Source organism: Mangrovimonas sp. sgz306409 (assembly GCF_059735265.1).
In genome coordinates this window covers 475,528-488,509 of the sequence record NZ_JCAPEU010000001.1, presented here as the reverse complement: position 1 = coordinate 488,509, position 12,982 = coordinate 475,528, and the positions used below count along the sequence as shown (strand labels likewise).

General features: G+C 39.0%; 16 protein-coding genes. 5 read left to right on the top strand and 11 right to left on the bottom strand.

What is annotated here, in order from left to right; all coding sequences use genetic code 11:
* The first annotated feature begins 70 nt into the window (after window positions 1-70).
* Window positions 71-520 carry a nuclear transport factor 2 family protein gene (locus AC6I5C_RS02135; protein ID WP_497903725.1) on the top strand — a complete coding sequence of 150 codons (450 nt, stop codon included), beginning with the start codon at window positions 71-73 and terminating at the stop codon, window positions 518-520.
* 76 nt (window positions 521-596) lie between these two features.
* Here AC6I5C_RS02135 and AC6I5C_RS02130 read toward each other — a convergent pair whose 3' ends face one another.
* Entirely contained in the window at window positions 597-2,645 is a 2,049-nt protein-coding gene (locus AC6I5C_RS02130) for a M13 family metallopeptidase (RefSeq protein WP_497903724.1), read from the bottom strand.
* A 226-nt stretch (window positions 2,646-2,871) separates the two neighbouring features.
* Between AC6I5C_RS02130 and AC6I5C_RS02125 the strand changes: the two genes are divergently transcribed.
* Window positions 2,872-3,588, top strand: a complete 717-nt coding sequence (locus AC6I5C_RS02125; protein ID WP_497903723.1) for a glycine-rich domain-containing protein — start codon at window positions 2,872-2,874, stop codon at window positions 3,586-3,588.
* 49 nt (window positions 3,589-3,637) lie between these two features.
* Here the strand turns inward: AC6I5C_RS02125 and AC6I5C_RS02120 are convergent, their stop codons facing one another.
* A complete protein-coding gene (locus tag AC6I5C_RS02120) occupies window positions 3,638-4,099 on the bottom strand; it encodes an Lrp/AsnC family transcriptional regulator (RefSeq protein WP_497903722.1) in 462 nt (153 codons plus the stop codon).
* Between the two features lie 149 nt (window positions 4,100-4,248).
* Between AC6I5C_RS02120 and AC6I5C_RS02115 the strand changes: the two genes are divergently transcribed.
* From AC6I5C_RS02115 to AC6I5C_RS02105, 3 genes are all read left to right on the top strand, one after another.
* Window positions 4,249-5,352: a histidine decarboxylase gene (locus AC6I5C_RS02115; protein ID WP_497903721.1), complete on the top strand. Its 1,104-nt coding sequence runs from the start codon at window positions 4,249-4,251 to the stop codon at window positions 5,350-5,352.
* A 113-nt stretch (window positions 5,353-5,465) separates the two neighbouring features.
* Window positions 5,466-6,488 carry a DUF4421 family protein gene (locus AC6I5C_RS02110; RefSeq protein WP_497903720.1) on the top strand — a complete coding sequence of 341 codons (1,023 nt, stop codon included), beginning with the start codon at window positions 5,466-5,468 and terminating at the stop codon, window positions 6,486-6,488.
* A 178-nt stretch (window positions 6,489-6,666) separates the two neighbouring features.
* The gene (locus AC6I5C_RS02105; RefSeq protein WP_497903719.1) at window positions 6,667-7,830 is read left to right on the top strand and encodes an FAD synthase family protein; all 1,164 of its coding nucleotides are present in this window, start codon (window positions 6,667-6,669) and stop codon (window positions 7,828-7,830) included.
* Between the two features lie 40 nt (window positions 7,831-7,870).
* On the opposite strand, the gene AC6I5C_RS02100 is transcribed toward AC6I5C_RS02105, so the two are convergent.
* From AC6I5C_RS02100 to AC6I5C_RS02060, 9 genes are all read right to left on the bottom strand, one after another.
* Window positions 7,871-8,224 (bottom strand): lipocalin-like domain-containing protein, encoded by a 354-nt coding sequence (locus tag AC6I5C_RS02100; protein ID WP_497903718.1) that lies wholly within the window; start codon window positions 8,222-8,224, stop codon window positions 7,871-7,873.
* Between the two features lie 55 nt (window positions 8,225-8,279).
* Entirely contained in the window at window positions 8,280-8,876 is a 597-nt protein-coding gene (locus tag AC6I5C_RS02095; RefSeq protein ID WP_497903717.1) for an RDD family protein, read from the bottom strand.
* A 58-nt stretch (window positions 8,877-8,934) separates the two neighbouring features.
* A complete protein-coding gene (locus tag AC6I5C_RS02090; RefSeq protein WP_497903716.1) occupies window positions 8,935-9,678 on the bottom strand; it encodes a DUF6794 domain-containing protein in 744 nt (247 codons plus the stop codon).
* Window positions 9,679-9,835: 157 nt separating this feature from the next.
* A complete protein-coding gene (locus AC6I5C_RS02085; protein ID WP_497903715.1) occupies window positions 9,836-10,324 on the bottom strand; it encodes a hypothetical protein in 489 nt (162 codons plus the stop codon).
* Between the two features lie 142 nt (window positions 10,325-10,466).
* The gene (locus AC6I5C_RS02080; RefSeq protein WP_497903714.1) at window positions 10,467-10,763 is read right to left on the bottom strand and encodes a hypothetical protein; all 297 of its coding nucleotides are present in this window, start codon (window positions 10,761-10,763) and stop codon (window positions 10,467-10,469) included.
* Between the two features lie 200 nt (window positions 10,764-10,963).
* Window positions 10,964-11,545, bottom strand: coding sequence for a hypothetical protein (locus tag AC6I5C_RS02075; protein ID WP_497903713.1), 582 nt, complete (start codon window positions 11,543-11,545; stop codon window positions 10,964-10,966).
* An 18-nt stretch (window positions 11,546-11,563) separates the two neighbouring features.
* Window positions 11,564-12,124 (bottom strand): DUF4349 domain-containing protein, encoded by a 561-nt coding sequence (locus tag AC6I5C_RS02070; protein ID WP_497903712.1) that lies wholly within the window; start codon window positions 12,122-12,124, stop codon window positions 11,564-11,566.
* Window positions 12,075-12,410 carry a hypothetical protein gene (locus tag AC6I5C_RS02065; RefSeq protein ID WP_497903711.1) on the bottom strand — a complete coding sequence of 112 codons (336 nt, stop codon included), beginning with the start codon at window positions 12,408-12,410 and terminating at the stop codon, window positions 12,075-12,077. Before AC6I5C_RS02065 ends, AC6I5C_RS02070 begins: the two co-directional genes overlap by 50 nt.
* 200 nt (window positions 12,411-12,610) lie before the next feature.
* A complete protein-coding gene (locus tag AC6I5C_RS02060; RefSeq protein ID WP_497903710.1) occupies window positions 12,611-12,967 on the bottom strand; it encodes a bleomycin resistance protein in 357 nt (118 codons plus the stop codon).
* Window positions 12,968-12,982: the final 15 nt, after the last annotated feature.

Below are 12,982 nucleotides of genomic sequence, written 5' to 3'. Positions count from 1 at the left end.
TTGAGTTGTTAAGTAAATTCATACATTTTTATTATCTTGGTTTATTGCATGGTATAAAAAACCGAGACCTATGAAACACCTTGTATTCTTATTTGGATGGACCCTTTGTTCAGTGTTTTCAGTTCAAGCGGAAAATGATTTGGATGTAGTGAAAAGGGAGATTGAAAGCCTAAGCCTAATAGAGCAACAGGCTTTTAAGGAGGGTGATTGTGAAACCGTGATGTCCCTGATGGATGCCGAAATTACGTTTTATGCCAATGGCAACCCCTCGCCTCCAAAAAGTATGATTGCTATTTTCTGCGAAAAGATTCCACGTCCCTTTCCGGAGCCTTCAAGTGAGTCTCTCACGGTGTATCCTTTGACTACCGACAGTGCCTATGTTGTAAGGATTATTGCATACGATAAGAATGAACAGGTAGAGATTAAAGAAGTGGTCACTAAAATTTGGAAGAAGGTAAATGGCGAATGGAAAATTGTGCATTTGCAATCTACGGTAAAGGAATTTCCGAAGAATAAATAAGAGTTCAATATAGATGAAAAATTCAAGCTCCTATTCAATGCAAAATAGGAGCTTGAATGCTTAAAATTAAAATAGTCTACCAAATTTTAACGCGCTCTTCAGGTGACAGGTATAAAGAGTCTGTAGGCTGTACGTTGAAGGCGGTGTAAAACTCTGGAACATTTCTAACAGTGCCATTTACACGATAGTTTGCAGGCGAGTGTTCGTCGGTGTTTATGAGCATGCGTAAGGCTTCATCTCTCATTTTATTTCTCCAGGCCTGTGCATAGCCTAGAAAGACACGTTGATTTCCAGTAAAGCCATCCAATACGGGAGCCACTTTACCTCCCAGGGCGATATGATAAGCCTTAAGGGCAATGGATAGGCCTCCCAGATCTCCAATGTTTTCGCCTAGGGTGAATTCGCCATTGACAAATACATCGGGTAGGGCTTCAAAGGCATTGTATTGTGCTACCAAATTTGCAGTACGCTTTTTAAACTCTTCCTTGTCCTGATCGGTCCACCAATTGCGCATGACCCCATCCCCATCAAAAGTACTTCCCATATCGTCAAAACCATGTCCTATTTCGTGGCCTATAACAGCGCCGATAGCACCGTAGTTTACGGCATCCTCAGCCTCTAAATCAAAAAATGGCGGTTGTAAGATGGCTGCGGGAAAGACGATTTCATTAAGCGTTGGGTTGTAATAGGCGTTGACTGTTTGTGGGGTCATGCCCCATTCGGTTTTGTCTATGGGTTGGCCTAGTTTGGCCAATTCCCTGTTGTATTCCATAAGGTCTGCCCTTTGCAAATTGCCGAATAGATCGTCTGCTTTGATGTGGATATCGTAGGGTTTCCATTTGTCTGGGTAACCAATTTTTGGGGTGAATTTGCTCAATTTATCTAAGGCTTCTTTTTTAGTGTCGGCACTCATCCAATCCAATTCGGTAATACTTTCTTTATAGGCTTTTAGGAGATTGGCAACCAAGGTTTCCATTTTTTCTTTTGCCTCGGGCGAAAAATGGTTTTTCACATATACTTTACCTACCACTTCCCCTAGAGTGCTGTTTACGGTTGATACGCCTCTTCTCCATAAAGGGCGCTGTTTTGGAATGTCATATAATTCCTGAGCGTAAAAGGCAAAGTTTTGTTTGTTCAAGGCTTCGTTTAAACGTGAGGCATTGTGGTTAATCACACCCCATTTTAAATAGGTTTTCCAAGAGTCAATGCTAGTTGAGGTGATAATGTGGTCCAGGGCTTTGGTATAATCCAACATAAGGACTCCAAGATGTTTCTCGTTTTGAATGCCTGCTTCTTGCAGAAATGCAGACCAGTTGAACTTGGGCATGATGTTGGATAAAGTGTCTATGGGAAACATGTTGTATAAACTCTCCAAGTCTCGGGTTTTTTCCTTTTTCATCTGTTTGCTGGCCAGTTTGGTTTCTAGGTCCATGATAGTCTCGGAGGCTTCTTTTCCATTAGGTACCCCTACCAATTCAAACATTTTGGCAATATGGGCTACATATTTGGTTCTAATTTCTTTGGAGCGAGTATCGTTGCTAAGGTAATACTCGCGATCAGGAAGGCCTAAACCCGATTGCCAAGTGTAAACCGTGTAGATGGTAGGGTTTTTGAAGTCTTGATATATAAGGAGTTCTAAAGGGACCCTGATGCTGTATTTGTTGGCATAGGCAAAATAGCTGGCCAGATCATCGTAGTTTTGGATGGCGTCCACTTTATCTAGTTCGCTTTGTAGTGGGGCAACACCTAGTGTATTGCGGGTGTCCATATCCATATAGGATTTGTAAAGGTCGCCTACTTTTTGTTCGTCCGATCCCAATATAAATCCATTGTTGGCCGCTTCTTCTATGATGGCCTTGACGTTTTCCTCTGCTTCTTCATGCACAAGATAAAAAGAGCCATAAGAAGATTTGTCGGCAGGAATTTCGGTGTTTTTGATCCACTTACCATTGACATAGCCCATAAAGTCATCCCCTGGTTTTACTGAGGTGTCCATATGTTCCTTGAGGATTCCGGATTTTAGAGGTTCCGTTTCGGTAATTGTTTCATTGACTTCGGTTTTGCAGCTGGTTATCAACAGGAAGGTGGTAAGGAATGCTAATGAGTGATTGATTTTTGATTTCATACGTCACATTTTAGGTTGGACAATTTTTTTAAGAAACCAAACAGTGTAGTGTTTTGTAGTTCAGGAGGTTAAATATAGGGTTTTTTGTGGATGTTTAAGTTTGTTCATGTATTTGAAATGTAGTGTTTTTGATTTCCATTGTTTTAAAACAGGAATAAGGAGTTTACTAACTTGTGAAAGTTGAAACTTTTCTTACTTTTAAACAAAATGCAGGTAATTTAAATACATGACGGATAGACAACTTTGGAATAAAATAGAAGCGTTTAGGCTAGATTTTGAGAATATTGATTTCAATTTTTCTGAAAGACTTGCGAGGGATAATAATTGGGATATTGAATTTTCCTTCAGGGTAATAGAAGAATACAAGAAGTTTATATACCTATGCTGTATCAGTAGCGAGCCAATTACGCCTTCTGACGCTGTGGACCAAGCTTGGCACCTTCATTTGACTTATACAAAATCTTACTGGAAGGATTTTTGCGAAACCACTCTAGAAAAGGAAATTCATCATAGTCCTACCAAAGGAGGTGAAAGTGAACAAAAAAAATACTCGAATTGTTACAACTTTACCTTTGAAAGGTATGAGAAGGAGTTCGTCCAAGAGCCTCCATCGGATATATGGTTGGATCATACGAAAAGGTTTAAAGATGTTAATTATAGAAGAATAAATGTCAATAATTATTGGCTTGTTAAGAAGCCTTCAAAATTGTTAGGAGTTGCACTGAAGTTTTTTGGAGTGATTATTTTAATTCCTTATTTGTTTATGAGTGCCAAGGATAATGATACACCTGGGCCTTTTATCATATTTATTGTCATTTTTTTTATCATATTATTCATTGGACGAAATAAAAGAGGAGGAGGTTCGGGATGTTCTTATGATTGCTCCTATGATTCCAGTTGTGGTTCAGATGGCTGCAGTGGCTGTGGAGGATGTAGTGATTGATTATTAAATCCAGGCTGAATCGTTATTTTTTTATTTTCTCTTTTTATGGCTAAAGCTTTATGCGGGTTTCGTTTTTAATCTGTCTGATCACAAAAGAACTTTGAATATGCGAAATGATGTCCAATCTGGACATGTTCTGTAAAATGAGTTCTTCGTAAGCCTTCATATCCTTCAATAGAATTTTTAATAAAAGATCGTAGTTTCCTGCAATATAGTACACTTCCAAAACATCATCCAAAGCGTCTATGTAGGCTTCAAATTTTTCGAAATCGGAGCCTTGGTGTTTTACGAGGGTAACCTGACAGTATACAATGAGGTTTTTCTCTGCCAATTCGGGGTCTACTATAGCCACGTATTTTTGAATAATCCCGCTGCCTTCAATTTTTTTAAGGCGTTCGTGAACGGGGGTAATGGAAAGGTTGACCTTTTCTGCAAGCTGTTTTATGGATTGTTTGCTGTCGTTTTGAAGCTCATTTATGAGCATGCGGTCAATATCATCTAGGCGTATCATGGAATATATTTTTATATGAGGACATAATTTAATGAAAACCAGATGAAAAATACTTTAAATATTGTCTTTTATGGTATAATATTCTGAAAAAGAATTGGTATGTATGAATAATTACTTTAATGATACCTTTGCATCAGAAAATAATGATTATGAATAGAATAGATGATGTGTTGAATAGGATTTCCAATAGTACCCAAAACTTTTTGGGTTATCCATTGGCTAAAGATTTTTCCTTTCAAGAGTTTGCTCCTTTTTTGGATGTGTGTTTAAATAATGTTGGTGATCCCGAGGCGCCTTCTACTTTGGCCATCGATACCAAGGATGTTGAAAAGGAGTGTATTGTCTTTTTCGCCGACATTCTTTCTTCAAATATGGAGGAAGTTTGGGGTTATGTAACCAACGGCGGAACTGAGGGTAATTTATATGGTTTGTACCTGGCAAGGGAGCGTTTTCCCAATGCCGTGGTTTATTATAGCGAGTCTACGCACTACAGTGTTAAAAAGAATTTGCATTTGCTGAACCTTAAAAATATTGTGATACGCAGTCAGGAGAATGGAGAAATTGATTATCAGGATTTAGAGCAATCGGTAATGTTGCGTCGTGATTTGCCTGCCATTTTCTTTTTGAATATTGGAACTACCATGACGGAGGCTGTAGACCAGTTGGATGAGGTAAAACGCATTATTCGCCAGTATGCCATCAAGGATTATTACATCCATTGTGATGCTGCCTTTTTAGGAAGCATTGCCCCTTTTGTAGAGCCCAAGCCAAAGTTTGATTTTTCCGAAGGTGTGGATAGTATCGCCATTTCAGGACATAAGTTTTTGGGAGGGCCCATACCTTGTGGTGTCGTGCTTGTAAAGCGCCAGCACCGTAACCGGATTGCCAATTCCATTTCCTATGTAGGGACTATGGATACCACGATTACTGGTTCCAGGAATGGATTGACCCCTCTATTTATGTGGCATGTCATTAACAAGTTTGGAAAGGACGGTTTGTCCAAACGGGTTAAGGAATGTCAGGAATTGGCGGCTTATACCGAACTACAGTTGAAGGCTATTGGCGTGAAGGCATGGCGGAACAACGATGCCCTTACGGTTGTGTTGGAAAAACCTTCGGAGGTGTTGTGTAAACATTATCAATTGGCTTCAGAAGGTGCTATCGCCCACGTTATTTGTGTGCCAGGACTTCAAAAGGCACAAATTGATGCCTTTATCAAAGATTTGCAATTTGAGAGATTGAAAGCTAGTTGATATTAGTCATAATGACCTGCAAAGGCGCCCCTTTATGCAAACCTCTTCTTGATTCTTTTACAATTAGGAAGAGGTTTTTTATTTCGGAGCATTAGTTGTTATTCAGCTATTGTATGCGTCCTTGCGTTATGCTACCTTTGAGGGAATACCTTTTAATTGATCTTGATCCCTTGAGACGACGCTATTTTTTGCTTGTTGTTGTATTGCTATCCTTTGCGTTTCATGCGCAGGGGCAAAGAACTAAATTCCGTAAAGCGATAGACTCCCTGTTTATAGACCACAATCCTGAAAACTATTCCCTTCGCTTGTTTTCCAACTATAAGGTGAAGCGTTTTAAGATTTCCAATGAAGATTTTAAGACTAGGTACGTTCCTAAAAACCGTTATGGGGTTGGGGTTGGGGTGGCCAATAGTAAGGTGTTGTTGGATTTGGCCATTAATATTAAAAATGGCAAGGAAGAGGTAACCAACCGATTTGATGCCCAAGGTACCATCATCTTCAAAAAGCGGAATTACATCAATGCTTACTTGCAGATTTATAACGGTTATAATGTAAAGAACAGTTTTGACGAACCCAAAGAATTTAGGTTTGATATCAAATCTAGAACGGTTGGATTCAATCATCTTTACACGTTTACGGATATTGAGTTTTCTTATTCCTTATTGAAAGCAGGGTTGCCTACCCGAAACAAAGATGTGTATATCACAGGTGGAATTGGTTCTTTTGTGATGTTCGATTATTTTGATTCGGATGGTTCCATTTTTCCGGAAAGTGTAGGGTTGTATTATGAAGATGTACAGGGAGTAAAACGCTATAGCGGGCGTGCCCTGGGGTTTTTGGCAGGGGTGATGAGCGCTTTTGTACTTCCTGATAATATGATTGCCACCTGTAATTTAATGCCCGGGATTGCCCTAATGAACAATAGGGTGACTTTGGAAGACGGCAGCCGTAGTGGTTCTATGCCTATGTTGTATAAATTGGATGCGAGTGTGGCTTTAAGCTATAATGTGAAGCGCTTTTACATTAACTTGATGTATGAAACGGGTATTTATGCCAATTCTTTGGATTTTGGTCATAATTATAAGTTCAATCTTTCTATGGCGAAATTGTCGTTTGGGTATAAATTGAATATGTAGCGGCTTTTCTTTAGGTGGTTTGTCTTTAAATAGTTAAGGGTTTCGCAAAGTCTGGGGTTTCCTAAATAGATCAAAAGTACCCTAAAACACTACTAGTATGGCTTGCCAAACTGCCCTAAATAAAATAACTTGCCAGCTCTTAACACCAAAATTCAAAACCCTATAAGGGACTAGACCTATGAGTGCAACCAATAATAAAAAGGTATTTGTATCGGGATGTTTCGATATGCTGCATAGCGGGCATATTGCATTTTTTAAGGAAGCCGCTTCTTTTGGCGATTTGTATGTGGGCATTGGCTCCGATAGTACTATCCAGGAATTAAAGGGGCGCCATACCATCAATTCAGAGCAGGAACGCCTTTATATGATCAATGCCGTAAAATATGTGAAGGAAGCCTTTGTAAATTCAGGGTCTGGGATGATGGATTTTGAAAAAGATCTTAGGCAGTTGCAGCCCGATTTTTTTGTGGTTAATGAAGACGGCTTTTCGCCAGCCAAGGAAGAACTGTGCAACGAGCTGAATATAGAGCTTCATGTGTTACGCCGTACTCCCGATGCTGGTTTGCCCGAACGCTCTACCACGGCTATCCGAACCAATGGACATTGTTCCTTACCGTACCGAATTGATTTGGCGGGCACTTGGATTGACCAACCCTACGTGTCCAAATATCACCCAGGTTGGGCCTTGACCGTGTCCTTGGAACCTATTGTAGAGTATAACGAGCGCTGCGGGATGTCTACCTCTACGCGTAATGCCGCCAAAAAGATATGGCCTTATTATTTGCCATTAGAGAAGCCTGAAAAGTTGGCTGAAATTCTCTTTAAGTTTGAAAATACACCTGGGTCTACCCTTATTTCGGGAGCGCAGGATGCCATAGGGATCTGTATGCCTGGTTTGGTAAGACATTATTATGACAATGCCTATTGGCCCTTAAAGTTTGAATCCATTCACGATGAAGCAACGTTGTCTTGGTTGGAAGAACACATCTATATGGTGCTGCTTTGGCCAAGGGAAAAGGATCTCGATTTACTAAATGAAACTTACATAGACGAAACCAATGTAAAGGCTCTTGCCCAGGCAGCTGATGCCGTTTGGGATGCCATCAAACAACGCGATCTTAAGGCTTTTGCAGAAGGGTTTTTAAAATCTTTTGATGCACAAACTACTATGTTTCCAGCCATGGTAAACGAAAAGGTGAACAAGGAAATTGCCAAATATAAAGATAAAGCCCTCGCTTGGAAGCTTGCCGGTGCCGGTGGCGGTGGTTACCTTATCTTGGTATCTGAAACACCCATAGAAGATGCCATGCGTATTAATATTAGGAGAAAGGCGTCGTTGTAAAACAGTGTACCAGTCTGTGACTGGTACAATAAATTAGTTGCTACTCTTTAAGTAAAGTCACAATTTCTTTTTGTCCGCTTCTACTCATGGTGAACCTTAAGGTGTCTTGAGTAAGGGTATTTATTTCAACGCCAATATCCATCTTGCCTTCAGGAGTGCAGATCAATTTGTCTCCAGACAGCATGAAATGTCCTTTTTCTTCAAGGCTGCCAATTTTGGAGCTGTAGGTCTTGTCTGGTGAAAACATAAAATAGACATTGCTGCTGCATTGGTTGTCTTCGCTGGATTCTATGGTCCAACTGTGGCAGTTCCATTTGCCGTTGAGTAATTCGTATTTTTCAGAGTTGCAGTTGCATAAGCTAAGCGCTAAGGGAAGCAAAAGTAGTTTTTTCATAGTGGAGGTTTTTGTTTGGTTATGTATTTGATTGTATTTTTTTGTAGTAATATTTTTAATTAGCCGAGTCTTTGATTACGGTTGTTTTTGATAAGTAGTCATGAATACCGTTTTTAATCAGTAAAAAGGAAAGCCTGTCAAAAGGAAGGAATCTACAGATGGTTCTAGCAATAATATCGGCATCTGTAGGCTTTTGTCCATCAAGCGTAACCACGGAAGTTTGAGTAAGGAATTTACCGATAGTTTTTTGAAACTTTGTTTCCATAATTGCGTAATAGGCAAAAAAGGTTGTGCCGGAGGTTGCATATGAAAGCAGTGTTGCCATTTTTTCTGTTAATGGATTAACTAAGGATCCCACCAATGAGGTTGTGATATAGATAAGAACTGAAAAAGCTATAATATCAACTATAAAGTTGATGAAACGAATACTGCTACCAGCTACATTTAGTTTTTCCCTTTCGCTTTGTTGCTTTTGTTCTTGGACTTTTTCGGTTACTTTTTCAAAAAGTAAAGGATCAATATTTCGCTTTTCAATTTCGGCCTCTGCAGCGGACACTGCGTTAGGTTCATATTTAATTTTGTCTACGGTTACAATTTTAATGAGTTCCTCGTTCGTCCGTTTTGACATTACTTGTTGAAATGGGTTTTTCATAAAGTTGACTGTTAGTAGTGGGGATATTTAGAGCTTCAAAATTGTCTTAATAAGAGCATTAATTAGCTTTTCTATGGATGTTATGTCTCATAATGTAATAGTTTATGGTGTCTCCTTTTTTTACAATTTTGCCATCTTTCGATAGGTTGGCGTAATCGCAATAATCAATTAATTTGATGTTTATTTCATAACCATAGAATTGGTCATTCCCAACTTTGCCTGCCACCGTTCCTTTTCCTTTACAAGGGCAGCAATGTCTTCCTTCATGGTAATCGTATTCGAGAAGCTCCATTTTTTTGTCTCCGTTAAAATTAACGTCAAAATCAAATTCAACAGTATCATTTATTTTAAAGGATTCGTAGTATTCCAAATCTTTTTTTTCTTTCTCCTTCTTTTCTTTTATTACTTTTTGAAGCCATTCATGATATTCTTGAACTTGAGTTTCAAAAGCAATGTCTTTGTGGTTTAATTTTCGGTGAAAAGAAGTGATAAGTATGGAGGAGATGGTTTCAGGGTTGGTTATGTCCTCATTCTTAAAAAATGTATACAATTCATTGTCTGCGTTCCAAAGGCTAAAGTCATTTCTAATAAATCTACCCAAGGACATATGGTAGATTCCTATAATTTCAGATTCATCTGTTTCTGCAAATACCGCTTTATCCTCATCGGGCATTTTGCAGTCAAGATATTCCAGTGCCTCGGTTAAATTTTTGGGAATATAATCAGCTTCATAGATTTCGCATTTTTTATTTGAACAGCTTAATAACCAAATAGAAAGGAGACAAAACAAATAGTTTCTCATAGAAATAGGTGTAGACAACGGTGTTGGTTTAGTAATGATTTGAGGGCGTTTCTAAGAAAACCATGACTAATATAGTATAATATTCTTACAAAATTTGGTTTTGTCTTATGTTGTTGCTCTGTGCCACAGACGGCTACCTGAAAATGGGTTTTGTGGCCTACAGGTCAAAGTCGAAGTAGTAGGCTTTTTGGGTTTTGACATCGTACCAATAATATTTAAAATAGTTATTGCCATCCGTCCAACTGTATTTTTGTAGCTGTGCAATATGGTTTTTGTCCCACCAAGCAAAGTCCTCCTGAAGGCCAAATGCGTTGTCCTTATCGAGTGTGTCTAAAGCTAATTGGTGCACTTCAATAATGTTCTTTGAAGTTGTTGGGCTGCAATTAAATGAAAACATATAGGAGGCATCAATACCAATAGTGTCATCAAAGCAATAAATGTTTTGGATGTCTTCCGTTAGGGACACTTTTAGGAAGTCTTTAAACCGTGCTTTGTTGTGCTCCGTGTCGGGAGTTTTATGGTCAAACGGAGGAAATACCTTGTCAATCACTTTTCTGGATTGCGCCTTTAGTTCCTTTTTGGCTTGTTCCTTAACTTGGTTTGAAAGCTCCTTGGTCTTGTCCTTAACGCGGCTGCAGCCGCTCATTGTTAGGACAAGTATGGTAATGCATGTTATGTGGGCTAAACGTTTCATTTCAGTGAACAGTCAAAACTACCAATTATGCAAAAGTTTTTGGTAAGGGTTATTAATCAAAGGTCAAGTCTATTTTGTGTGAGTTTCCATCCTTTTAAAGGAATGCAAAGTCTATTATTTCCCTTTTATCATTAAATACTACAAATCCAACATCTACGGGACTTGTAAAATTATATCTAATAGTTTCAGCAGTACTTAGTTTAGGGTAGTTAGTTATTACATATGTATGTATTTCCGAGGCTTTGGTTTTTAGTTCATTTTCATTGAATTCAGAAAAGTCTAAATCACGCAAAATGAAGGTTAAGTGCTGTCCATTCATGTCCTGAGATAGCTCCACTGCATTAATGTGAAATTCCTCCCTTAAATCTGCAATAATAGTGAAGGTTTGCATAATGCCATTTTTACAGCCAAAACATAAAATGATGATTGCATAAGCGAGTGTTTTTATTTGTTTTCTCATAAAGCGGATTTATTTATCAATGCCGACCGTAATTTGTTGTGGCTGTTTTTTATGTTTTGCAATACACATCCCCCTTAATCCCCCTTCAAAGGGGGAATTCTATATGTGGGATATCATCTTGAATTGTATGGTTACCTTTCGTAAATGAGGGTGGTGTGTCCTATTACTGTATAGTTTTCGGAACTTGAAGGTGAATCGTCGGTTATTAGCACAAGTTTGTTGGCTGTTAACTCAAGGATTTCAGTTGTTTGTTCATAAGAACCAGGGCCGAAAGGTTCGTTGTCGTAAACTCTGGTTATTAAATTACCATCAACAATGCTCCATTCACCAATGTGAAATCCTTCTTGTTGTGTTTCGTTGGAATTTACCATATATGTATAGTTACTATTCTCATTATCGCTGTTTGTTTCAGTCATGTTTACAGTATAGCTACCATTTGTATTTATATACTTTGGATTGTCCGTAAATTCAATTGTATAGTTGTAGTTGCTGCCTGTTGAGCTAATGGTAGTGCCTGTTTCGGCAATGCTATTTGATGAGCTATGTTGGGTGAGGTTCCAGGTGCCAAGAATATCAACTTCAAAATTGGTTGAGTTATTGGAAGCGGACTCTTCAGAATCATCAGAACTGCAAGATACCAGTATGAGAATGGTGCATATAAAATAAGCATATTTTAAGATACTTTGGTTAAGTTTTAATTTTGGAATGTTCATTGTTTATGGTTTAAATATTTATAAATTCTTCTTTTTCTTTCGTCTGTAACGTCTCCATGCATAGAACACTAGAAACAACAGAATCCAGAAAGGCCATATATAGAAGAGAGCCAATATAAAATCGACAAAGCCATACCATCCTTTGGAAAAGGATTCTTTAAGTTTTTCTGAGAATTTATCCCTGTCCCTAGGGTTGTAATTAAAGTCTTTTGGTTGGCTTATTTCTAGGTCTAAGGTACCGTAGTTTACTTGGTTGTTCAAGTATTTCAGACGGCCCATAGTACTTTCTATTTCTTCTTCCAGAACTCTTATTTTCTCTTCTATTTCCAATATTTCTTTAACACTATTGGCTTTTTTTAGTAAATCTTGGTAGCGTTTTAGGTAATTGCGCTTATTTTCAAGTCTGGTTTGCAAATCAATAAATTGGGATGTAACGTCCCTAGCATCAATTTCTTTGTAGAGCACTTCGTTGTTGCCGGTTTCAAGAGTGTTTATAAAATGCTCAAAATGGGCGCTCGAGATTCTTATTTTAAGGTTGTATGGCCACTCGTAATCGGTATTGTTGAAGTTTTTTGGCATAATAGGCGCTGTAAGGTTTTAGCAAGCTGTCTATGCGTGCTTTGCTGGCTTCAAGTGCCGTTGTTTTTAAGCCTAGACGCCCGTCTTTGATGATTTTTTTTAAGGTATCCTGTGGTGTCTCCGTTTTGGGTAGCGTGTTGTTTTCTGTACCGGCCAACCGCAACTGTTTGGCCATTACTGGCCCATTTTCTTCTAAGGCATATTCAAGGGCTGCCTTGTCATTTCTATTTTGTCCACAAGAGGTGTACAGGAGGATGCCAATGGCCAAAAGCATGAATTTTTTCATGGTCGTACAGATTACTTGTTGGTATGCCAGCCTATCCTTGGGTTGCTATGATAGGGGATGTGGCTTTCAAGGCGTGTTCTTGTAAAATGCTCACAGAAAGCCTACTTGCAAATCTAGTTTATTTTCTTACTAATGCAAGCTTTAATGGATAAGCGGAAACTATGGGGCCGCTCATAGGTTGCGGCTCCCTTCCAAAAGCGTTACACGGCTTCCCCAAAGGTTAACAGGTTGTTGTCGGGGTCTAAAAGTGCAAACTCGCGTTGTCCCCAAGGTTTGGTCTGTAAGGGGCCGTTAGGGTGTATGGACACGCCTTTGGCTACCCAGGTTTGGTATAGCGAATCTATTTGGGTGGTACGAATATACACCTGCCCATAGTTTTGTGCGGGATCCAAATCTTTAAATGCAAAGAAGTGCAACTGTATCTGGTCTTTTTCCAGCATGAGGTAGCCTTCATAGTCTTGGGCTCCAAATTCCTTAAAGCCCAGTTGGTCTATATAAAACGCCTTGGTTGCGGACTTATCCCGCATGGGTAGTTTGGGGTGTATAGCGGTGAGCATGCTCCATTGAATTGT